Origin of the sequence: Pantoea sp. BAV 3049 (genome assembly GCF_009765445.1) — a bacterium.
In the GTDB taxonomy this organism is placed as follows: domain Bacteria; phylum Pseudomonadota; class Gammaproteobacteria; order Enterobacterales; family Enterobacteriaceae; genus Erwinia.
The window spans coordinates 2046988-2070271 of record NZ_WHOY01000031.1; the positions used below are offsets into that span (position 1 = coordinate 2046988).

General features: G+C 54.0%; 20 protein-coding genes. 1 reads left to right on the forward strand and 19 read right to left on the reverse strand.

The window, feature by feature from the left end; genetic code table 11:
- Positions 1-19: 19 nt before the first annotated feature.
- From glmU to ravA, 17 genes are all read right to left on the reverse strand, one after another.
- Positions 20-1390 carry a bifunctional UDP-N-acetylglucosamine diphosphorylase/glucosamine-1-phosphate N-acetyltransferase GlmU gene (gene glmU / locus GSQ70_RS10375; protein ID WP_158782457.1) on the reverse strand — a complete coding sequence of 457 codons (1371 nt, stop codon included), beginning with the start codon at positions 1388-1390 and terminating at the stop codon, positions 20-22.
- Between the two features lie 126 nt (positions 1391-1516).
- Positions 1517-1936 carry a F0F1 ATP synthase subunit epsilon gene (locus GSQ70_RS10380; RefSeq protein ID WP_158782458.1) on the reverse strand — a complete coding sequence of 140 codons (420 nt, stop codon included), beginning with the start codon at positions 1934-1936 and terminating at the stop codon, positions 1517-1519.
- A gap of 24 nt (positions 1937-1960) precedes the next feature.
- A complete protein-coding gene (atpD, locus tag GSQ70_RS10385; protein ID WP_158782459.1) occupies positions 1961-3343 on the reverse strand; it encodes a F0F1 ATP synthase subunit beta in 1383 nt (460 codons plus the stop codon).
- Between the two features lie 153 nt (positions 3344-3496).
- Entirely contained in the window at positions 3497-4366 is an 870-nt protein-coding gene (atpG, locus tag GSQ70_RS10390) for a F0F1 ATP synthase subunit gamma (RefSeq protein WP_158782460.1), read from the reverse strand.
- Positions 4367-4420: 54 nt separating this feature from the next.
- On the reverse strand, positions 4421-5962 hold the full coding sequence (atpA, locus tag GSQ70_RS10395) for a F0F1 ATP synthase subunit alpha (RefSeq protein ID WP_158782461.1): 1542 nt from the start codon (positions 5960-5962) through the stop codon (positions 4421-4423).
- Between the two features lie 14 nt (positions 5963-5976).
- Positions 5977-6510 carry a F0F1 ATP synthase subunit delta gene (gene atpH / locus GSQ70_RS10400; RefSeq protein WP_158782462.1) on the reverse strand — a complete coding sequence of 178 codons (534 nt, stop codon included), beginning with the start codon at positions 6508-6510 and terminating at the stop codon, positions 5977-5979.
- A 14-nt stretch (positions 6511-6524) separates the two neighbouring features.
- Positions 6525-6995, reverse strand: coding sequence for a F0F1 ATP synthase subunit B (gene atpF, locus GSQ70_RS10405; protein ID WP_158782463.1), 471 nt, complete (start codon positions 6993-6995; stop codon positions 6525-6527).
- 96 nt (positions 6996-7091) lie between these two features.
- The gene (atpE, locus tag GSQ70_RS10410; protein ID WP_158782464.1) at positions 7092-7331 is read right to left on the reverse strand and encodes a F0F1 ATP synthase subunit C; all 240 of its coding nucleotides are present in this window, start codon (positions 7329-7331) and stop codon (positions 7092-7094) included.
- 50 nt (positions 7332-7381) lie between these two features.
- Positions 7382-8197, reverse strand: a complete 816-nt coding sequence (gene atpB / locus GSQ70_RS10415; RefSeq protein ID WP_158782465.1) for a F0F1 ATP synthase subunit A — start codon at positions 8195-8197, stop codon at positions 7382-7384.
- Positions 8198-8205: 8 nt separating this feature from the next.
- Positions 8206-8586 (reverse strand): F0F1 ATP synthase subunit I, encoded by a 381-nt coding sequence (atpI, locus tag GSQ70_RS10420; RefSeq protein WP_158782466.1) that lies wholly within the window; start codon positions 8584-8586, stop codon positions 8206-8208.
- 853 nt (positions 8587-9439) lie between these two features.
- A complete protein-coding gene (rsmG, locus tag GSQ70_RS10425; RefSeq protein ID WP_158782467.1) occupies positions 9440-10060 on the reverse strand; it encodes a 16S rRNA (guanine(527)-N(7))-methyltransferase RsmG in 621 nt (206 codons plus the stop codon).
- Positions 10061-10134: 74 nt separating this feature from the next.
- Positions 10135-12024: a tRNA uridine-5-carboxymethylaminomethyl(34) synthesis enzyme MnmG gene (gene mnmG / locus GSQ70_RS10430; RefSeq protein WP_158782468.1), complete on the reverse strand. Its 1890-nt coding sequence runs from the start codon at positions 12022-12024 to the stop codon at positions 10135-10137.
- Positions 12025-12483: 459 nt separating this feature from the next.
- Positions 12484-12927 carry an FMN-binding protein MioC gene (mioC, locus tag GSQ70_RS10435; RefSeq protein ID WP_158782469.1) on the reverse strand — a complete coding sequence of 148 codons (444 nt, stop codon included), beginning with the start codon at positions 12925-12927 and terminating at the stop codon, positions 12484-12486.
- Positions 12928-13063: 136 nt separating this feature from the next.
- A complete protein-coding gene (asnC, locus tag GSQ70_RS10440; RefSeq protein WP_158782470.1) occupies positions 13064-13525 on the reverse strand; it encodes a transcriptional regulator AsnC in 462 nt (153 codons plus the stop codon).
- A gap of 120 nt (positions 13526-13645) precedes the next feature.
- The gene (ovoA, locus tag GSQ70_RS10445; protein WP_158782471.1) at positions 13646-15784 is read right to left on the reverse strand and encodes a 5-histidylcysteine sulfoxide synthase; all 2139 of its coding nucleotides are present in this window, start codon (positions 15782-15784) and stop codon (positions 13646-13648) included.
- Between the two features lie 82 nt (positions 15785-15866).
- On the reverse strand, positions 15867-17330 hold the full coding sequence (gene viaA / locus GSQ70_RS10450; protein WP_158782472.1) for an ATPase RavA stimulator ViaA: 1464 nt from the start codon (positions 17328-17330) through the stop codon (positions 15867-15869).
- Positions 17327-18820: an ATPase RavA gene (ravA, locus tag GSQ70_RS10455; protein ID WP_158782473.1), complete on the reverse strand. Its 1494-nt coding sequence runs from the start codon at positions 18818-18820 to the stop codon at positions 17327-17329. Before ravA ends, viaA begins: the two co-directional genes overlap by 4 nt.
- 258 nt (positions 18821-19078) lie before the next feature.
- Between ravA and kup the strand changes: the two genes are divergently transcribed.
- Complete coding sequence (kup, locus tag GSQ70_RS10460) at positions 19079-20947, forward strand: low affinity potassium transporter Kup (protein WP_158782474.1); 1869 nt, start codon at positions 19079-19081, stop codon at positions 20945-20947.
- Positions 20948-21160: 213 nt separating this feature from the next.
- Here the strand turns inward: kup and qseC are convergent, their stop codons facing one another.
- Both qseC and qseB read right to left on the reverse strand, forming a co-directional pair.
- A complete protein-coding gene (qseC, locus tag GSQ70_RS10465; protein WP_158782475.1) occupies positions 21161-22507 on the reverse strand; it encodes a quorum sensing histidine kinase QseC in 1347 nt (448 codons plus the stop codon).
- Positions 22504-23166: a quorum sensing response regulator transcription factor QseB gene (gene qseB / locus GSQ70_RS10470; RefSeq protein WP_158782476.1), complete on the reverse strand. Its 663-nt coding sequence runs from the start codon at positions 23164-23166 to the stop codon at positions 22504-22506. The genes qseC and qseB overlap by 4 nt, the downstream gene beginning before the upstream one ends.
- Positions 23167-23284 lie beyond the last annotated feature (118 nt).

The window sequence follows — 23284 nt, forward strand, 5'->3', positions numbered from 1 at the left end:
TTTTCAATAAAAAAGAAACTTATTTCTTCTTCAGCGGCCGCTGCCAGCCGGTTTTCAGATTCTGATCTTTGCGGTTATAAACCAGGCCATCCGCCGCGACATCTTTCATCACCGTGGTGCCTGCCGCAATGGTTGCCCCGGCAGCCACCGTGACCGGCGCAACCAGCTGAGTATCGGATCCGACGAAGACGTTATCGCCAATCACCGTCAGCGACTTGTTCACGCCGTCGTAGTTGCAGGTGATGGTTCCGGCACCAATGTTCACATTGGCACCGATCTCCGCATCGCCCAGATAACTCAGATGACCGGCTTTTGAGCCTTTGCCCAGCGTGGCCTTTTTGAGCTCCACGAAGTTACCGACGTGCGCTCCTTCCGCCAGCGTTGCGCCTGGGCGCAGGCGGGCAAACGGCCCGACCGTACAGGCTGAGGCCAGTTCGGCGTTTTCCAGTACGCTGTAAGGGCTGATTTCGCAGTCATCGCCAATCACGCAGTTTTTCAGCACACAGCCGCTGCCAATCTTCACGCGATTGCCGAGTGTGACTCTGCCTTCGATAATGACGTTGGTATCGATCACCACATCACGGCCGTGAGACAGCTCGCCGCGGAGATCAAAGCGTGACGGGTCATTGAGCATCACCCCGGCCAGCAGCAGCTTTTCAGCCTGTTCGGCCTGATAAACACGTTCCAGCGTTGCCAGCTGCAGACGATTGTTCACACCGTCGGTTTCGGTGGTGCGGGAAGGGTGGACCGCTTCGGTCACACGGTCTTCCTGGTGGGCAAGGGCGATGATATCGGTGATGTAATACTCACCCTGCGCATTGTTATTGGTCAGCTTGCTCAGCCAGCGCTTCAGATCCGCGCCACTGGCCAGCAGAATACCGGTATTGATTTCACGGATTTCCAGCTGTTCTGGCGAAGCATCTTTCTGTTCCACGATGCCCACAATTGAGCCGTGTTCGCGGATGATGCGACCGTAACCCGTTGGGTTATCCAGAATGACCGTCAGCAACGCAATGCCGCCTTCAGGCTTCGCTGCGCGCAGCCGTTTCAGCGTTTCTACAGAAATCAGCGGCACGTCGCCGTACAGCATCAGGATATCTTCGTTATCAGCAAAGTACTTTGCTGCCTGCTGCATAGCATGCCCGGTGCCCAGTTGCTCAGCCTGCAGTACCCAGTTCAGCGACGGATCGGTTAAGGTTGACTGCAACAGTTCCCCACCATGGCCGTATACCAGGTGAACCCTGTCCGCGCCGGTACCATTGGCGGCATCAATCACGTGCTGCACCATCGGTTTACCGGCAAGGGGATGAAGCACTTTAGGGAGTTCGGAATACATACGGGTCCCCTTGCCAGCGGCAAGGATCACCACGCTCATCGCGGTGTCAGACATAGAAATCCTGATAGCTCTGTAATGAAAAGGAAGTAAAGCGGTTCAGTGGAGAAAATACTACATTTTTCTCAGCAAAAAAAATGCCAGTCAGTTTCCTGACTGGCATTCGGGCTGCTTAAACCTGAGTTACATCACTTTTTTGGTCAACTCGATCACGCGCAGTTTGGCGATCGCTTTGGCCAGTTCAGCCGACGCGGTAGCGAAGTCCACATCACCATGAGAGCTGTTCATGTGCTCTTCGGCTTTGCGTTTCGCTTCCAGCGCGCGGGCTTCATCGAGATCGGTACCGCGGATGGCTGTATCAGCCAGCACGGTGACCGCGCCTGGCTGGACTTCCAGAACGCCGCCGGAGAGATAAATATACTCTTCGTCGCCTTTCTCTTTAACGATGCGAACCATACCAGGTTTAATGGCGGTCAGCAGCGGGGCGTGGCCAGGGAAAATTCCCAGCTCACCTTCGCTACCTGACACCTGGATTTTCTGTACAGTACCGGAGAACATCTGCTGTTCTGCGCTGACAACATCCAGGTGATAAGTCATAGCCATGATTAACCTCCAGGGAAACCGTTATTACAGTTTCTTCGCTTTTTCCACGGCTTCTTCGATGGAACCTACCATGTAGAAAGCCTGCTCTGGCATATGGTCGAATTCACCTTCCATGATGCCTTTAAAGCCACGGATGGTATCTTTCAGCGACACATATTTGCCTGGAGAACCGGTGAAGACTTCTGCCACGAAGAACGGCTGGGACAGGAAGCGCTGCATCTTACGAGAGCGTGCCACCACCAGTTTGTCTTCTTCAGACAGCTCGTCCATACCGAGGATGGCGATGATGTCTTTCAGTTCCTGATAACGCTGCAGCAGTGACTGAACGCCACGTGCAGTGTCGTAGTGCTCCTGGCCAACAACCAGTGGATCCAGCTGACGGCTGGTAGAATCCAGTGGGTCAACCGCCGGGTAGATACCCAGAGATGCGATCTGACGGCTCAGTACCACGGTTGCATCTAAGTGAGCAAAGGTGGTAGCTGGTGATGGGTCAGTCAGGTCATCCGCAGGGACGTAAACGGCCTGTACGGAGGTGATTGAACCGGTCTTGGTAGAGGTGATACGTTCCTGCAGAACGCCCATCTCTTCCGCCAGCGTTGGCTGATAACCTACCGCAGAAGGCATACGACCCAGCAGTGCCGAAACTTCAGTACCGGCCAGGGTGTAACGATAGATGTTATCGATGAACAGCAGAACGTCACGACCTTCGTCACGGAACTTCTCCGCCATGGTCAGACCGGTCAGCGCTACGCGCAGACGGTTTCCTGGTGGCTCGTTCATCTGGCCATAGACCAGGGACACTTTGTCGATAACGTTGGAGTCGGTCATTTCATGGTAGAAGTCGTTCCCTTCACGGGTACGCTCGCCCACACCGGCAAATACGGAGAAACCTGAGTGCTCAGCCGCAATGTTACGGATCAGCTCCATCATGTTTACGGTTTTACCCACACCCGCACCACCGAACAGACCCACTTTACCGCCCTTCGCAAACGGACACATCAGGTCGATTACTTTGATCCCGGTTTCCAGCAGCTCTTGCGAGTTAGACTGATCTTCGTATGAAGGTGCCGCGCGGTGGATAGCCCAACGCTCTTCTTCACCGATGTCGCCTTTCATATCGATTGGCTCACCCAGCACGTTCATGATACGACCGAGTGTTGCCGTTCCGACAGGAACTTCGATTGGGTGCTCAAGGTCAGTAGCAACCAGACCGCGCTTCAGGCCGTCGGAAGACCCCATGGCGATGGTACGAACCACGCCACCACCCAGCTGCTGCTGGACTTCCAGCACCAGACGAGCATCACCATTTTGAACCTCAAGGGCGCTGTACACTTGTGGTACTGCGTCCTGAGGGAACTCGACGTCCACCACGGCGCCGATTACCTGGACAATCTTTCCAGTAGCCATCTTGAATCCTCTACCTAATTCGTTTATACCCTGCTCACTTGAAACTAGCAGTGTTAGCTGCGTGAACTCACCCGTATAACTTACTCAAGTAAGCTCAACGGGACTCATTCACTTGCTGCCTTGCTGCAGCTCCAATTGCCTGGGTACACCTGGTTAAACCGCGGAGGCCCCACCGACAATCTCGGTAAGTTCCTGGGTGATGCTGGCCTGACGAGCTTTGTTGTATACCAACTGCAGCTCTTTGATCAGGTTTCCGCCGTTGTCGGTCGCAGCTTTCATCGCCACCATACGCGCGGCCTGCTCGCTGGCCAGGTTTTCCACAACACCCTGGTAAACCTGAGACTCGACGTAGCGACGCAGCAACGTATCCAGCAGCGCTTTCGGGTCCGGCTCATACAGGTAATCCCAGGTGCTCTTCTTCACCACGCCTTCGTCTTCATCTGCTGGCGGTAACGGCAGCAACTGAACGATTTGCGGCGACTGGGACATGGTGTTGATAAATTTGTTGCTGACCACAAACAGCTTGTCGATACGACCTTCGTCGTAAGCCTGCAGCATCACTTTCACCGGGCCAATCAGATCAGACAGGGAAGGTTTATCCCCCATGCCGGTTACCTGAGCAACCACGTTGCCACCGACAGAGCTGAAGAATGACAGGCCTTTGGAACCGATAATGGCCAGATCGCTCTGTACACCTTTATCAGACCAGCCTTTCATATCAGCCAGCAATTTTTTGAACAGGTTAATGTTCAAACCACCACAAAGCCCGCGGTCGGTAGACACGACCAGGTAGCCGACGCGCTTAACGTCACGCTCATCCAGGTAAGGGTGCTTGTACTCCAGATTCCCTAACGCAATGTGACCAATCACTTTGCGCATGGTCTCTGCATAAGGACGGCTGGCTGCCATGCGTTCCTGCGATTTACGCATTTTGGAGGCGGCGACCATTTCCATCGCTTTGGTGATCTTTTGCGTATTCTGGACGCTTCCGATCTTACTACGTATCTCTTTTGCGCCGGCCATAAGCTTCTCCTCAAAGCCTTGCGGCCTGCCCCTTAAGGGACAAGCCGCCAGACATTACCAGGACTGGGTTTTCTTGAACGTTTCGAGGAGGCCTTTCAGCTTCTCTTCGATTTCGTTGTTGTAGTTACCAGACTGGTTGATTTCAGCCATCAGCTCGGCGTGATCGCGATCGGCGAAGGCCAGCAGAGCGGCCTCGAAGCTGCCGATTTTCGCCAGTTCAACGTCGTTCAGGAAGCCACGCTCGGCCGCAAACAGCACCAGACCCTGCTGCGCTACGGACATCGGCGCATACTGTTTCTGTTTCAGCAGCTCGGTCACTTTCTGACCGTGGCTCAGCTGTTTACGGGTTGCTTCGTCCAGATCGGAAGCGAACTGAGAGAACGCTGCCAGTTCACGATACTGTGCCAGCGCGGTACGGATGCCACCGGACAGTTTCTTGATAATCTTGGTCTGTGCAGCACCACCAACACGGGATACGGAGATACCCGGGTTAACGGCCGGACGAATACCGGAGTTGAACAGGTTGGTTTCCAGGAAGATCTGACCATCGGTAATCGAGATTACGTTAGTCGGAACGAACGCGGAAACGTCGCCAGCCTGAGTTTCAATGATTGGCAGAGCAGTCAGTGAACCGGTTTTACCTTTCACTTCACCATTGGTGAAACGCTCAACGTAGTCGGCGCTCACACGGGAAGCACGCTCCAGCAGACGGGAGTGGAGGTAGAACACGTCACCAGGGAACGCTTCACGGCCTGGCGGACGACGCAGCAGCAGGGAAACCTGACGGTAAGCAACAGCCTGTTTGGACAGATCATCGTACACGATCAGTGCATCTTCACCGCGGTCACGGAAGTATTCACCCATGGCGCAACCTGCATACGGAGCCAGGTACTGCAGCGCAGCTGACTCAGAAGCGGTCGCCACAACCACAATGGTGTTAGCCAGAGCGTTGTGCTCTTCCAGTTTACGTACCACGTTAGCGATAGTAGAGGCTTTCTGACCGATAGCCACGTACACACACTTGATGCCGGAATCACGCTGGTTGATGATCGCATCGATCGCCATTGCGGTTTTACCGGTCTGACGGTCACCGATGATCAGCTCACGCTGGCCACGGCCGATTGGGATCATCGCATCCACTGACTTGTAGCCAGTCTGCACAGGCTGGTCAACGGACTGACGGTCGATAACGCCCGGTGCGATCACTTCGATTGGCGAGAAGCCATCGTTGTCGATTGCGCCTTTACCGTCGATAGGTGCACCCAGGGTGTTCACCACGCGGCCCAGCAGGCCACGGCCTACCGGCACTTCCAGGATACGGCCAGTACACTTCACCTTCATGCCTTCGGCGAGGTCAGCGTATGGACCCATCACCACTGCACCAACGGAGTCGCGCTCCAGGTTCAGTGCGATTGCATAACGGTTGCCCGGCAGTGAGATCATCTCACCCTGCATAACATCGGCCAGGCCGTTTACGCGGATGATACCGTCACTGACGGAAACAATAGTACCTTCATTGTGAGCTTCACTCACGACATTGAACTGAGCAATGCGCTGCTTGATCAGTTCGCTGATTTCGGTGGAATTCAGTTGCATATGCTCCAGTCCCCTTAAGACTGCAAGACGTCTGCAAGGCGCTCAAGACGGCCGCGTACGCTGCCATCAATGACCATATCACCCGCACGGATGATTACGCCTGCCATTACAGACTTATCAATTTTGCAATTCAGCTTAACTTTGCGTGACAGACGTTTTTCCATAGCGGCGCTGATTTTAGTCAGCTGTTCGTCACTCAGAGTAGTGGAAGAGATTACCTCGACCTCTGCGGTCGCATCGTGTGCGGCGCGGAGGAGGATAAACTGAGCCAGAACATCTGGAAGTGCTGGTAAACGTTTGTTTTCAGCCATTACCTTAATCAGGTTCTGACCGGCTTCGTCCAGTTGAGAGCCACATATAGCGATGAACTGTGCAGACAACGACTCCGGCGCAAGCGCGCCGGAAAGGAGTTCTGCTACCTGTTCATTGCTGGCTACCTCGGTAGCGAACGCCAGCATCTGCTGCCAGCTATCGACACTCTGATGCTCAACAGCAAAGTCAAAAGCTGCTTTGGCGTAGGGGCGAGCTACAGTAGTAAATTCAGACATCAGCCCCTCCCTCCTTACAGTTCAGCGACCAGTTTATCAACGATGTCGCTGTTAGCAGCTTCATCCACGGAACGTTCAATGATTTTCTCGGCACCGGCAACTGCCAGCATCGCGACCTGCTTACGCAGCTCTTCACGTGCACGTTTGCGTTCGGCTTCAATTTCAGCCTGCGCCTGGGTGACGATCTTGTTACGTTCAGCCTCAGCCTCAGCTTTCACTTCGTCCAGGATCTGCGAACGACGCTTGTTAGCCTGTTCGATGATTACCTGAGCTTCTTCTTTCGCTTTCTTCAGCTGGTCGGTCGCATTAGCCTGCGCGAGATCCAAATCTTTCTTGGCACGTTCAGCGGAAGCAAGGCCTTCAGCAACTTCTTTCTGGCGCTTTTCGATGGCGGCCATAAGCGGCGGCCATACGTACTTCATGCAGAACGCTACAAACAGGATGAACGCGATAGCCTGACCGAGGATTGTTGCGTTAAGGTTCACAGCACAATGCCTCTTGTTAAGTTAACTTTTTTCTGCCGATAAACCGGCAGAAGCCGTTCATCGTCAAACCTGAGTTCAACGATGAACAATCGGTTACTACGCGACAGCGAACATCACGTACAGACCCAGACCAACAGCGATCATTGGGATAGCATCCACCAGACCCATTACAACAAAGAACTGAGTACGCAGCAGAGGGATCAGATCCGGTTGACGCGCGGCGCCTTCCAGGAATTTACCTCCAAGAATGCCGATACCAATCGCAGCACCGATTGCCGCTAAGCCCATCATAATAGCGGCAGCCATGTACAGCAGATCCACATTCAGGTTTTCCATGACAGTCTCCAGTTTATTTCAATAAAAACGCAGTAGTGTTGAGAAAAAAATCAATGTTCTTCAGATGCCATCGACAGATAGACAATCGTTAAGACCATGAAAATGAAAGCTTGCAGCGAAATGATCAGGATGTGGAAAATGGCCCATGGCACATTCAGAACCCACTGTGACCACCACGGCAACAGGCCGGCAATCAGGATAAAAATCAACTCACCCGCATACATGTTGCCAAACAGTCGCAGACCTAAAGAAACAGGCTTGGACAACAGGCTCACACCTTCAAGGATCAGGTTGATCGGGATGAAGATTGGGTGGTTGAAGGGTTGCAGAGTCAGCTCTTTGGTAAAGCCCCCAATGCCTTTCATCTTGATGCTGTAGAACAGAATCAAAATAAATACGCCAAGTGCCATCGACAGCGTGACGTTTACGTCAGCAGAAGGCACCACACGCAACGCTGGCAGCCCCAGGAGATGCTCGCCGATATACGGCAGCAAATCGATAGGCAACAGGTCCATGAAGTTCATCAGGAAGACCCAGACAAAAATCGTCAGAGCCAGCGGGGCGATTAGTTTGCTTTTACCGTGATACATGTCGCGCACGTTAGCGTCGACAAAACCGACTACCAGCTCAACGGCGGCCTGCAGTTTTCCCGGTACGCCGCTGGTGGCTGATTTCGCAACTTTACGAAACAGCACCAGGAACACCAGTCCCAGCACCACAGAGAAAAACATGGAGTCGATATTTAGTACCCAGAACGACGGAGCGTCGTGCGGATTCACCAGCTCGAAGGTACGCAGATCAAGCTGAAGGTTATTCAGATGATGACCTATGTAGTCCTGCGGCGTAGAGATTTCTCCTGCAGCCATGATGCCTCTTACCCTTTGTTGTTAATTACAGCCGGTGCGACGATTTGCACAATCAGCACCGATAACCAGGTCAGTCCCAGCGGCATAAACACCGCCTTAAATACCGCCAGCGCCACAATCAGCAGGAGGATGGTAGCCAGCACCTTAAGCACTTCACCCAGTGCGAAGCTCCAGGCCACACGCCCTTTAACCGGGTCTCCTGCCTGATGACGCCAGGCAAAAATCATAAACAACACGTTTGGCAACCAGGCTGCCAGTCCGCCCGAAAAAGCGGACATGCCCCAGGTCAGATCTTTAAGGGCAAACAGCGCGCCGATTACGACAAAGGTCACCAGCTGAAGCAGCAGCATGGTTCGGGCAAATTTCACTCTGTAAAGGGACACTGACATGACGCTAAAACTCTCCTGCCCCCTCGGGGGTATGTCGCGTGTCGTATAAAACTGCCTTTACTCTTTTGAGTCAAGCAGCAAAAAACGAGCAAATTATACGGTGCGCCCCTGCGATTTCAATGGATAAGTAGCGAAAAGGTGAACAATTATTTAAATTTCTTTCGCGAGGCCTGTTTTTCAAAACTGACGAAGAGCGCAATTTGCCGAAAATAGACGGCGATCTTCAACAAATACTGCTCATAAAGCGTGCGTAAGATCACAGTTCAGTAATATAAAGCTTAACAACAAGGCGGGAATTATCTGAATTTGGTGCGAGAGAATATAAATAAATAAAGTTATTTCAATTAGTTAAATAGGTTTATTTTAAAAATAAACCTTAACCTTAACTTAAAGCGCATATTGACATCTGCAGCAACTAATTCTCCCTTCCAGAGCCCTTACTTACCCTGATTTATAAAGGGCAAATATTCCCCTGCGTGACTATTAATGGCCAGATAATGACGGAGCTGGGTGATAATTTTGATCACAAAATGTGAAATTAACGTTAAATGTAAACAGACATGTCGGATAATTTCAGCCGATCAATTTAACTTCAGCGAAACAATCTGCAGGCCAAAAATAAATTCAGAAATTTGCGCAAAAGCTTACTTTTCAGACAGTGCTCAGAGATCTCATTCCGGTTCCCTCTTGTTACCCTGAAAAATAGTCACATTACTTAACTAAAATTCAATAACATAAAGCACTTACAGTATGTAGGACTATTGCAAACTTACAGTACAATCAGAGTAAAAAACCGCTTAACATGGTCATATTTCCGGGCAAAAAACAGCCAGACAATGTCGCCAGCAGACGATCAGGCGGGCGGGTTAATGACCACCAGATGACGCTCACCTTCAAGCTGCGGAACCGACAATCTGACCACACGATTGAGGGTAAAACCGGCCGGTAATGAGGCAATTTCGTCCTCAGGAACTACTCCTTTAAGAGCATAAAAATGCCCCTGCTGAGCAGGCAGGTGGTGGCACCAGTTCAACATATCATTCAGTGAGGCGAAGGCCCGGCTGATCACGCCATCAAAAGGCGGTTCGGCAGGAAAGTCCTCCACGCGACTCTGGACCGGATTGATATTACTGAGCTTCAGCTCGTGCTGCACCTGTTTTAAGAAGCGGATACGCTTTCCAAGGCTGTCCAGCAGGGTGAAATGCGCATCGGGTCGCACAATAGCCAGCGGCACGCCAGGCAGGCCGGGACCAGTACCTACGTCGATAAAACGGCTTCCCTGCAGGTGAGGTTCCACCACGATGCTGTCGAGAATGTGGCGGACCAGCATCTGTTCAGGATCGCGCACCGAGGTCAGGTTATAGGCCTTGTTCCATTTGTGCAGCAGTTCCACATAGCCCACCAGCTGGTTTATTTGCTGATCGGACAGGGAAATATGGGCAGCTTTTAGCAGCGAAGAGAGTTTAGTGATCACAATAACTTCCGGTTATAGCGTAAAAAAGGGCGAATTTATTCGCCCCTGAAGATCATCATAAAATGCCGTATTTGTCAGGCACTTTTGCGCAGTAATCCCTGTTTTTTTAGGTAGATCAACAGAATAGAGATCGCTGCCGGGGTAATTCCCGAGATGCGCGAAGCCTGGCCAATCGAAGTCGGTTTATGATCGTTGAGTTTGGCGATCACCTCGTTTGAGAGGCCGTTCACCTGACGATAATCCAGTTCTGTTGGCAACAGGGTATTCTCGTTACGCAACTGGCGGTCAATCTCTTCCTGCTGTCGGGCGATATATCCTTCGTATTTCACCTGAATTTCCACCTGCTCCGCTGCCTGAGGGTCGCTCAGTGCTGGGGCAAAGGTGCTAAGGGTCATCAACTGGGGATAAGTCATCTCCGGACGACGCAGCAGATCTTCACCATTGGCTTCTTTGGTCAGGACTGCGCTCAGCACGCCGTTCACCTCTTCAACCGATTCAGACTTCGGATGCACCCAGATATCCCGGAGACGCTGGCGTTCCTGCTCAATGCTTTCCAGCTTCTCGTTGTAGCGCGCCCAGCGGGCGTCATCCACCAGACCCAGCTCACGACCGGCTTCGGTCAGACGCAGGTCGGCGTTATCTTCACGCAGCATCAGACGATATTCAGCCCTGGAAGTGAACATACGGTACGGTTCTTTGGTGCCCAGCGTGCAGAGGTCGTCGACCAGCACGCCGAGATAAGCCTGATCGCGCCGGGGTGCCCAACTCTCTTTGTCTGCAGACAGGCGGCCGGCATTCAGGCCAGCCAGCAGTCCCTGAGCCGCTGCTTCTTCGTAACCGGTGGTACCGTTGATTTGACCAGCGAAGAACAGCCCCTGAATGTATTTGCTTTCCAGTGTCGGTTTCAGATCGCGTGGATCGAAGAAATCGTACTCAATGGCATAGCCCGGACGGACGATTTTGGCATTTTCCATTCCCTGCATTGAACGGACAATCTGCATCTGCACGTCAAACGGCAAACTGGTAGAGATGCCGTTAGGGTAAATCTCGTTGCTGGTCAGGCCTTCCGGCTCCAGGAAGATCTGGTGAGCATTACGATCGGCAAAGCGCATGACCTTGTCTTCTATCGACGGGCAGTAACGTGGCCCGATCCCTTCAATCACACCTGAGTACATCGGGCTGCGATCGAGGTTATTGCGGATTACCTCATGCGTCTTCTCGTTGGTATAGGTGATATAGCAAGGCACCTGCTGTGGATGTTGCGACACATTTCCCATAAACGAGAATACTGGCATTGGGGTGTCACCATGCTGAGGGGTCAGCACGCTGAAATCAATGGTTCTGGCATCGATACGCGGAGGCGTCCCGGTCTTCAGGCGACTGACGCGCAGTGGCAGTTCACGCAGACGGCGGGCCAGTGGGATCGAAGGAGGATCGCCAGCACGGCCACCGCTGTAGTTATCCAGTCCGATATGGATCTTGCCATCCAGGAAAGTCCCGACGGTCAGTACCACTGCTTTCGCACGGAACTTCAGCCCCATCTGGGTAACGGCACCCACCACACGATCGTTCTCAACGATCAGATCCTCAACCGCCTGCTGGAAGATCATCAGGTTTGGTTGATTCTCCAGAGCAGTGCGTACCGCCTGACGATAGAGCACGCGATCCGCCTGAGCGCGGGTCGCCCTTACCGCCGGGCCTTTGCTGGCGTTTAGTATCCTGAACTGGATACCCGCCTGGTCGATGGCATGGGCCATCAGCCCGCCAAGTGCATCCACTTCCTTAACCAGATGTCCTTTGCCAATCCCACCGATTGCCGGGTTACAGGACATTTGTCCAAGCGTATCAATGTTATGGGTTAAAAGCAGGGTTTGCTGACCCATTCGGGCAGCCGCCATGGCGGCTTCGGTACCCGCATGACCACCACCGATTACGATGACGTCAAAAGGATCTGGATAAAACATGGTACTGCACCTCGCGGTTGTGCGATTGAGTGATAGCTGTCTGGGGCGTGGATTCTACTCAACTTTAGACGATGGTGAAAGCGCAGGGCCAGACACGTATTAAAAAGAAGATCTTTTTTATTTAGAGATCTCTTTATTGGATCTTCTATTAGGATCGAGGATCTCTGTGGATAAGCCTTTTTTCCTAAGGACGATCATTGGGTTAAGGAGGATCATTTGCTGTGAAAGATCGGTGATCCTGTGACGTATAAGCTGGGATCAAAAGGGCATGTTATTCACAGGCATCGGTAAGGCATCAACTTGTTCTTGGGATAACAACCGGTTATTACCGGGAATTCAGCATAGTTATACACAATTATTTGCCCGAAAAAGCGACGAAACGGGGCATAATTTACAAAACTCTTGCGGTTTTTCACCCGCCAGCGGCCAGAAAAGGCCCGATCCAGCCGCCAGGGATCGTCACTTCAGCAGTGTTTTCCAGCTTTCCACCCACACCTCTGCGGGATCTTCCGGGATCTCATGTTCCAGTACGTCAATATCCAGACGATCGCCCAGTCGTTTCGCACCACAGGCAGTCAGCAGAAGATCAAGCTTATCGATAGCGCCGCAGAACAGATCGTACTCCCGGTTGCCAATGCCCACAGCACCGTAACGCACCTTGCTCAGATCCGGTTTCCCTTCTTCTATTTCATCAAACAGAGGCTGCAGGTTATCCGGCAGGTCACCGGCACCATGGGTGGAGGTCACCACCAGCCAGGTTCCTTCATTGGCCAGCTCATCCAGTTCAGGACCGTGCAACAACTCGGTGGAAAAGCCAGCTTCTTCTAACTTCTCAGCCAGCATTTCAGCCACGTATTCTGCGCTACCTAAGGTGCTGCCGGTGATTAAGGTTACGTCCGCCATAAAAGGATCCCTGTTCTGCAAAGGCGGACATTGTACGCTGTGATCTAAATGGGATCTACCTGTGGGTAAGTAGGGTTATTGGTCAGGATCGGTCCCTGAGCCTGCCATTTTGAGTGTGGATAATTTTGTGCACAAATCAGGGCTTAATGGTGCGCATGATCGGGTTCTGCAGGGAGATCAGGGTTTCGGTGGACTGGATCTCGTCGATGGTCTGGATCTTGTTAATCAGAACCTGCTGCAGGGCATCGATCGAGCGGCACATCACCTTGATAAAGATGCTGTAGTGGCCGGTGGTGTAATAAGCCTCGACCACTTCGTCCAGGCTGTTCAGGCGGGCCAGTGCGGAAGGGTAGTCTTTGGCGCTTTTCAGGATAATGCCGATAAAGCAGCAGACGTCATAACCCAGATGCTTGGGATCGATCTCCACCCGCGTGCCTTTGATAATTCCGGCCTGCTTCATCTTCTCCACGCGCACGTGAATGGTCCCGGGGCTGACGTTAAACTGCTTGGCCAGCTCGGCATAGGCGGTGCGGGCATCGGACAAGAGGGCGTTGAGAATGCCGCGGTCGAGGTTATCGATTTGCAGATTATCTGCCATAGGGCTTCCTGAATTAAAGAATTAACAATGTATTGTCGATTAATGTGCAGGAAATTAACCAGGGAGGCAATATTATTGTGGATTGAACAGCGGGTACCGGTTGACACCCGCTGAGAGGGATTAACGCTTACGCCAAATTGTCAGCTGTGCAACCGTATGCTGATATTTGCGGGCCGTTTCGCGGATAACAAACGGAACATCCTGAGGAGCGGCAATCTCTTCAAAATCTGCCGCCAGCAAACGCTGCAGTGCCTGGTAAGTGGTCAGTGCTTCACCGTTCTCCCTGATGCCGCCCAGCCAGTTCTCCTTCGGCGTAAACTCCTCCAGCCAGGTATAGGGCGAGGAGAGCATCAGTACGCCGCCTGAGCGGATCATGGTGGTGATATCCTGCAGGAAGCGCTTAGGCTGACGCAGGCGGTCAATCAGGTTAGAAGCCAGCACCAGATCGTAGTGATCCTGTTGCGGCTTAAGGTTACAGGCATCGCCCTGCACAAACTGGATCCTGCCGGTCAGCTCTGTGTCCAGCCCGAAGTCCTTCAGGCGCACCTGACGGTACTCAACCAGATCGCCCTCTTCCTGAGTCACATAACGGAAATCCTCACCGCTGGTCAGCTGCAGTGCCACATCAATAAAGCGCGCGGAATAGTCCATTCCCACCACTTCTTTAAAGTGACGGGCGAGTTCGAAGCTGGCGCGGCCAGTGGCACAGCCGATATCCAGCGCTCTGCCGCGTTTGTCCGTGATCCGGCAGGCGATATCCACCAGCGCGGCGGCATAGTTCGGCGTGCCGAAATAGTCCGGCCCGAACTGAAAGTCGAGATACTGCGACACCATGCCATCGGTTTCATAAGGATTAAGCGACATCTTCTCCTGATGGCTGGAGACCACATAGCGGAAGCCCGCATGCTGGAAGAAATGCCTGCGGAAGGCGTAGCGGGCTGATTTCAGCGCCTCGTTACCGGTTGATATCCAACTGCCACCTTTAATCAGCGCATGTTTGCCGTCGAAGGTAGGTGTGGAGAAGTCATCATAAAGCGGATGAACCTTAAAGCCTTCCAGACCGTTGGTTGGCGTGGTGGTCCACTGCCAGACATTGCCGACCAGATCGAAGAAGTCGCCCTGGGCAAAGCGATCCACCGGGCAGGAGGATGCCCACCAGGCCAGATTAATGTTGCCCGGCACTTCAGCCATCCGATCGCCAGCCAGCCGTTCACGCAGCACCAGCCATTCTGATTCACTGGGCAACTGCACTGATTTACCGGTTTCATCGGCTTTCCAGCGGCAGAACGCCGCCGCTTCCAGCTGGTTAACCTCGGCTGGCCAGTCCCACGGCATGGGCACTTCCTCGGCCATCAGACGAAGCCTGAGCTGTTCCGGCTGGTCAGGCGTTCCCACCCAGAACGTGGGCATTTTCGCGCTGGCAAAATTTCGCCAGCCCAATCCCTCTTTATCCCACCAGCGGTCGTCCTGATAGCCACCGGCGGTGATAAATTCATAATACTCCGCGTTGCTGGTCAGCATCTGGCTGGCTTTAAACGGCTTCACTTCACTGACCTGCGTGCCGTATTCGTTATCCCAGCCGTAAGTATCATCGGTTTTTCCCTGTGTTACGCGGGCACCGTCAACAGCCACCAGTCTGTTCGGCGGGACGGAGGCAAGGTCATGGCGGGCGCTGGGGCAGACCGGCCAGTGCGGCTGTGGTTTGACCCAGGCGAGCGGCAGCTGGCGGATCAGCACGCTGGAGGTTTCCAGATGAATGCGTTCATGCTCGATCCCCATCAGGATAACCCAGGCCGGGCTGTCCCAGCCAATCGGCAGGGTCAGCGGCATCTCTTTAATAAAGGTTTCGACCAGATGGCGCACCTTGCCACGGTAGTCGCGTAATTCAGACAGCGTTGGCCACTGATAGTGGCTGGTGTCCAGATCGTCCCAGCTCATCTCATCCACGCCGATCGCCATCATCGCTTCGATATTGTCATCGACACGATCGGTAATCAGCCCACCCGCCATCATCTTATTAACGTAAAAAGTCGCGGTATGACCAAAGTAGAACACCAGCGGGTGTCGCAGAGAAATGGCTTTGGTGTAATACGCTTTTTCACTGGCGAGGCAGTCGAACAGGCTCTCGTAGAGTGTCCAGGTCTGCGTGAAATAGGTCAGCAGCTCCTGACGCTTTTGTTCAGAACTGCCACCGCTTAAAAGCAGGGTGTGGGTTGGTGCGGGAAGACCTGATGCAAAATCTTGTTGTTGTGATACCACTTGATGCTCCCAATCTGCCTGATGGCTGTAGCGTACTTATGACTATAGCAAACAAGCTTTACCAGATTGTGTCTGAAGGGAGCTAGCGTTGCCAGCGGCGCAGCAGGCGGCTTTTCAGCCCGGTATCAAAACGCCAGATATGGTCGAAGATGCGCATAATGCCAGGTTTTCCATGATCGGACAGCGCAACTGCATGGAAGCGTTGCTGCTGTTGTAGCTGGTGTAGTTTGATTCTTTTCACCAGTTCATCCGGCAGGCGCTGGGCGATAAAGTCAGAGATAATCACCGCATCGGCATCGTTCCATGCCGGAGTGGCAAGCTTGAGTAGCACGGTATCCAGGCAGGCGGCCAGATCGGTGCCGCCGCGAAAGCGCTGGCTGAGGAAGCGGATCGCCTGAGCGATGCCGTCTCCCGCGGTCAGTTCATAACTCACCACTTCATGGGCAAACAACATAATGTGGCAGCGCCGGTTATCGGCCAGTGCCACCTTCAGCAACGCCAGACAGAAGGCTTTGGCACAGCGTTCGTTAAAGCCGCCCATTGAACCGGAAGTGTCCACGCAGACGATAAAAGGTCCGCGAGGCTGTTCGTCATGCTGCTGGTGGGAAACCGGACGCAGGGTGACCTTGTCATGCCACGCCTCACCCTGCAGGCGATAAGTGATTAGTCGCTTCTCCACCAGCCGCCGGTAAAACTCCATCTCCAGCTCGCTGATGCCCAGCGTCGCCAGCTCGGGCGGCAGCAGGCGCAGGATATCGTCGCTCTGGTGCAGCCCGTTGACCTCTTCCGGCACGCTCTCCGGCTCCCTGACCAGCTGGTGGAAGGCTTCCAGCGGCGCATCCTGCGACATGACAGCTTTGGCTTCGCGGCTGCGGCCCAGCTGTTCGGCCAGTTTTTGCAGGGTGGGCTGCTGCGCCAGGAAATCGCCGTATTCGACGATCAGCTGATAATCGCCGCGCTGCAGCGGACTTTTGGTCAGATCCCACAGGCGACCAGCCGCAGCCTCGTCGTTATCCGACAGCACGGGTGCCAGCTGGCCGCTCATTGCCAGCCGATGCTGCAGTTCAGCCAGCAGCTTTTCGCGTTCCTCATCGAGCAGCTGCTGGTTCAGTGAAAGGGTTTGCAGCGTCAGGCTGAGCCGCCAGCGCTGCAGAAACAGCGTCTGCTGCGATCCGGTCAGAGAACTGGCGGCATCGGCATTGGCAACCAGCGCCCGGGCTTTTTCGGCAAAGGGAGAGTGGTGTTGTTCGAGGTATTGCAGCACCTCCGGCAGCCTGAGGCAGAACTCTTTCAGGTTGAGCGGCTGACACTGCTGGAACAGGGTGAATTCATCAGCCAGTTCATCCGGCACACGGGTGTTTTTCAGCTGCTCCATTATTTCGGACTTCCAGCGGGGCAAATCCTGCATCAGCGCTTTCTTCAGGCCGGGGAACTTCTCAAAGAAAATCGCCAGCTGCGGGCTGGCCAGCAGAGCCAGCACCAGCTCCTCGATCAGATCGTTTTCACTGACCGCCAGAAAGGCGCTCAGCGTATCCAGTGAAATCACTGACGCGCCTGCTTCAGCTGGTCAGCAACCTGCTGCAGACTCTCTTCGATCTTAGCCAGCCAGTCATCGCTGATAAACAGGCAGCGTTGAGACTGGCTGAACAGGGTGCGCTGACCGCGCAGCTGGGTTTCCAGTTCGTCGAGCGCCTGAACAATCTCTTCCGGCAGTCCGCTGGCCTGCTGTTTGCCCGGCAGCATCAGTCGGGTAGCCTGCAGGCTGACATCCCGTAGCGTCAGGCAGTCATTACCGTCCACGTGCAGATCCAGCGTCTGGGCAAAGCCAATGCCGTTCAGCTTGCCGCGCACGTCGCCGCCTTTCTGCAGCCAGTGATGCAGTGGCTCACGGGCGATAACCACATGCGTTACCTGCATATCATGCAACATCAACGGCTTTTGCAGCATCAGGGTCAGGGTATCGTCAGCCAGCACTGCAGGCAGCTCGTAATGTGGCTTGCGGCTGAACATGCCACCATGCTTCTCCAGCCGGATGGCCTGTTCGACGCTCTTCTCCTGCTGCAGGACCAGGCGGCGGGATTCGATCTGCTGCAGCTTGATCAGCATTGGCTGCTGCTGCCACGCCTGAAGCGTGATCAAATTATCGATTTCACGATCGAGAAGCTTCATCGACGCCACGTCATGCCACAGACAGTCTTTAAGCAGGATCAGATCGACCGGGGCAATCGCGCTACGCCCGCTGTAAAAAGCACAGGCCTGCAGCAGGTGAATGGCTTTTTTCCAGCGGCGGTCGGAGATATAAGGGGCTTCCGGCTGGTTCTCAAGCTGCTGGCGAAGCAGAAAAATAAGTTCAAAAACGTCATCAGGCAGTGCAACCTGGGTAATGCCTTTCTGCCATTCGCTGTATTCTTCATCGGTGATGCACAGTGAGTCGGCCACCGGATTGCTGTCGTCCTGCTGGTGGGTCAGCATGCTCTTGAAATTCTGCTTCTCGTGGACGTTGTCCAGCCACAGGCGGATCAGCATTCGGTCATACAGCGCTTCCAGCCCGCTGTCAGCTTCGGGCAGTTCATTGGAGGCGGTGACCAGCAGTCGCATCGGGATTTTTTCTTCGCTGTCGCCGTTACGAAAACGCCGTTCGTTAATTGCCGTCAGCAGGGTATTGAGAATAGCCGGACCGGCCTTCCAGATCTCGTCCAGAAACACAATTTCTGCATCAGGCAGGTAGCCGCGGGTCAGACGCTGATAGCGGCCCTCGTCTTTTAACGCCTGAATGGACAGCGGACCGAACACTTCCTCCGGCGTGGAGAAGCGGGTCATCAGATATTCGAAAGCGCGGGAATGCTGAAAAGCGAACTTCAGCCGGCGGGCAATCAGGCTTTTGGCTATACCCGGCGGGCCAAGCAAAAAGACGCTCTCACCGCTCAGCGCAGCCAGCAGGCAAAGGCGAATCGCATGGTGCCTTTCATAAAGTCCTTTTTCTAATGCATTGCTGAGGCGAGCGATTCTTTCCGCAAGTACGTGAGGCTGAGGCATAATCAAACATTCATCCTTTTCTACGGCCTGACCAGCTGGGTCACTGGCGAGCGCAAACACTACTGGCTATGATGCTTGAAAGAGTTGATACGAGTCAGCTTTTTTCTTGTCAAAGGGTGACGTGGGCCATTGAACTTCTTTTTGCTAGCGTAATTAAGGATAGGCATTCGTGATGAATCGTGCATACTGTGCGCTTTTTGATGGCTTGATAAGCGGCGAGCAATCCGGCAATTTCCAGCCCCAACAAAAGATTAGTCTATGAGTTCTGATAAAAAGCAGTCCCTTGGTGGCGTCACGTTAGCAGCGATAGGTGTGGTGTATGGCGATATCGGTACCAGCCCTCTGTATACCCTGCGGGAATGCCTCTCCGGACAGTTCGGGTTCGGCGTTGAGCGCGATGCGGTATTTGGCTTTCTTTCGCTGATTTTCTGGCTGCTGGTGCTGGTGGTTTCGCTGAAGTACATCAGCTATGTGATGCGTGCCGACAACGCCGGAGAAGGGGGGATCCTCACCCTGATGTCGCTGGCGGGCCGCAACACCGGGGCAAGAGCCACCGCGGTTCTGGTGATTATGGGACTGATTGGCGGCAGCTTTTTCTATGGTGAGGTGGTTATCACCCCTGCCGTTTCGGTGCTCTCAGCCATTGAAGGTCTGGAGATTGCGGCACCAAACCTCGATGCTTACATCGTTCCGATGGCGATTGCCGTGCTGACTTTGCTGTTTGTGATCCAGAAACACGGCACCGGAATCGTCGGCAAGCTGTTTGCACCAGTGATGCTGCTGTGGTTTATCGTGCTGGCGGTACTCGGTGCGCGCAGTATTGTGGACAACCCTGAGGTTCTCCATGCGCTAAACCCGTACTGGGCGATGCACTTCTTCATGGAATACAAAGAAGTTTCCTTCTTCGCGCTCGGCGCGGTGGTGCTGGCCATCACCGGGGTGGAAGCGCTGTATGCGGATATGGGCCACTTCGGCAAATTGCCGATCCGCCTGGCCTGGTTCTCCGTGGTGCTGCCGTCGCTGGTGCTGAATTACTTCGGCCAGGGCGCACTGCTGCTGAAAAATCCTGAAGCAATTAAAAACCCGTTTTTCCTGCTGGCACCAGACTGGGCGCTGATCCCGATGCTGATCCTCGCCACGCTGGCGACGGTGATCGCTTCGCAGGCAGTGATTTCCGGCGTGTTCTCCCTGACCCGTCAGGCGGTTCGTCTGGGTTACCTGCCGCCAATGCGCATCGTGCATACCTCTGAAGAAGAGTCCGGGCAGATCTATATTCCGGTCATCAACTGGATCCTGTTCTTCTCGGTGGTTATCGTCATCGTTGGCTTTAAACACTCCAGCAACCTGGCGGCGGCTTACGGTATTGCCGTTACCGGCACTATGGTGCTGACGGCTATTCTCTGCACCACCGTGGCGATCAAAAACTGGCACTGGAATCGTTATCTGGTGATCCTGATCCTCATCGGCATGCTGTGCATCGATGTCCCCCTGTTCTCCGCAAACCTGGTCAAAGTGTTCTCGGGTGGGTGGCTGCCGCTTTGCCTGGCGCTGATGATGTTTATTGTGATGACCACCTGGAAAAGCGAGCGTTTTCGCCTGCTGCGCCGTATGCACGAACATGGCAATTCCTTGGAGGCGATGATTGCTTCTCTGGAGAAATCACCGCCGGTACGTGTGCCAGGCACCGCCGTGTATATGTCCCGTGCGCTGAACGTTATACCTTTCGCTATGTTGCATAACCTTAAACATAACAAGGTATTACATGAGCGAGTGGTCTTGCTGACGTTAAGGACTGAAGACGCGCCGTACGTGCACAACGTTCGCCGTGTCACCATCGAGCAGCTTTCCCCGACATTCTGGCGCGTGGTGGCAAGCTACGGCTGGCGTGAAACCCCGAATGTGGAAGAGATTTTCCACCGCTGCGGGCTGGAAGGGCTGAACTGCCGGATGATGGAAACGTCGTTCTTTATGTCGCATGAGTCGCTGATTATCGGTAAGCGTCCCTGGTATCTGCGCCTGCGCGGCAAGTTGTTCCTGATGCTGCAGAAAAATGCCTTGCGTGCGCCGGATCAGTTTGAAATACCGCCAAACAGGGTTATTGAGCTGGGAACTCAGGTCGAGATTTAAGAGTTTAAATACTTAAACAGGGGCCGGTGTTTGCGCGGGGAACACTAACCGGGAATTTTACACAGTGCTTGCGCAGGAGTTGACTGGGGGGAATTCAGAGTCGTGCTTCTCGTGCCTCTCGCTTTGGGGTTGCATGAGGCTAATGCTGAATGCTCTCTGCATACGAACTGTGTAATTTCGTGAAACGAGGGCGGAATAAATTCCGCCCTTACGTTACCAACTGATCTTTACGGCGAACCCGCCTTCTTCCCGATTCGCAAACCTCACCTGCATCCCGTGCAGCCTGGCTATCTGACTGACAATTGACAGCCCAAGGCCGCTGCCGGTTTTCTCCTGTCCTGGTGGCCGGTAGAAACGCTCACCCAGCCGTTGCAACGCCTCCGCACTGACCCCGGCACCGTTATCCACTACTTCTATTCCCTGCAGGGTCAGCTTCAGTTCAACCCTGGTGCCCGGCTGGCTGTAGCGAATGGCGTTATCCAGCAGGTTACGCAGCATCAGAGACAACAACAGCGCGTTGCCAGAGCGGATAACCGGCGTGTCCGCTGCTGCCAGCATGAGTTCCACCTGTTGCGACTGTGCATTGCCATAATGATCCACTACCGCCTGTTGCAGTAGCTGTTGCAGATCCACCGGCTGCTTCTCCAGCTGTTCATCGCTTTCCAGCCTGGAGAGCGTCAGCAACTGATCCACCAGCCGTGCCGCACGATCGATCCCCTCATCCAGATTGGTCAGGGCATGATGGCGCATGGCCTGATCGTCATGTGCCAGCTGCGCCACTTCGGTTTGTACTTTCAGCGCGGCCAGTGGGCTTCTCAGTTCATGGGCAGCATCTGAGGTAAAGCGACGCTCACGCACCAGCATCTCACCTGTTCTGGCAAACAATGCATTCAGCTCTTCCAACAGCGGACGGACTTCCTGCGGCACCCGGTTCTCCTGTAGTGGCGAACTGTCATCAGGCGAGCGCTGGCGGAGCTGGTGGGCGATCCTTTTCAGCGGCACCAGCTCGTGCGTGACCAGCCAGAGTAGTAGTAGCAGCATGATCGGCAGGGCAACCAGCCACGGAACAAGGTTGGTCTCCACAATGTCTCTGGTCATATCATCGCGGTATTCCCACTCCTGGCCGACTACCACCAGGTAACGCTTATCCGGTGTGCTGAGCCATACCAGCCGCCACAAGTCATCGTCCCCCTTCAGTTTGGCGTCTGTGAAGCCGTCGCGATTGTAGAGAAACTGAAAATCTCTGCCGTTGTCGCCGTCATTCATCACCATCCTGCCGTCTGGAGTAAACACAGCAAAAGCCAGCGCGTCGTCATCCTGTTCACCGTGATGATGTCTCAGCATCTTTTTACTTTTCGGCAGCACCAGCGCCTGGTGACTCAACTGCTCCGGATTCATCGCCGCCAGGCGTTTGGCGAACAGCATCTGCTGTGTATCGAACAATTTGTTGATGTTGTGCCTGGTTTGCCACCAGGAGCCCAGACTTGCCGCTCCCCAGCAGATCAGCGTCAGCAGAATAAACCCCAGCATCAGCCGCAGACGTAAACTCAGACGGCTCAAAACGGTTCTCCCAGCGTGTAGCCCACACCGTGGACCGTACGGATAAACTGGCTGCCCAGTTTTTTACGCAAGTGATGGATATGCACTTCAACAGCATTGCTGGATACATCATCGTCCCAGCCGTAGAGCTTTTCTTCCAACTGGGCACGGGTCAGTACTCGGCCGGGATTCATCAGGAACAGTTCCAGCAATGCCAGTTCACGTGCCTTTAGCGGCAGCGGCTCACCATTAAGCGTGACCGTGTGCGATCCGGTTTCCATCACCACTGCACCGTGATTCAATGTGGGCAGGAGCTGCCCGTGGCGGCGGCGAATCAACGCCTGCAACCGCGCGGCGACTTCGCTGAGGGCAAAAGGCTTGCAAAGATAGTCATCCGCGCCCTGCTGCAACCCGGCAACCCGCTGCTCCAGCGCATCTCTTGCCGTCAGGATCAGCACCGGTTCATCGCGACCCGATTGCCGCCACTGGCGCAGGATTTCCAGGCCATCAATACCGGGCAGGCTGAGATCCAGCACCACGGCATCATAGGGCGCGGCAGATAAAGCACTCTTCCCCTCCCTGCCGTCGGTAAACCAGTCAACGCTGAAACCCATTTTGACCAGGCCGGCCCGGATGCCGTCACCAATCAGCCGATCGTCCTCAATGACTAAAATTCGCATGGTAGATTCCTTCTGTAGATAACGGCTTTATACGAGACAGGGTTGCGGTTTGTATACCCAAGATCGACGGGAATTGCGCTTTTTCGACAAAATACAGAAATAAATCCGCAGGATGATT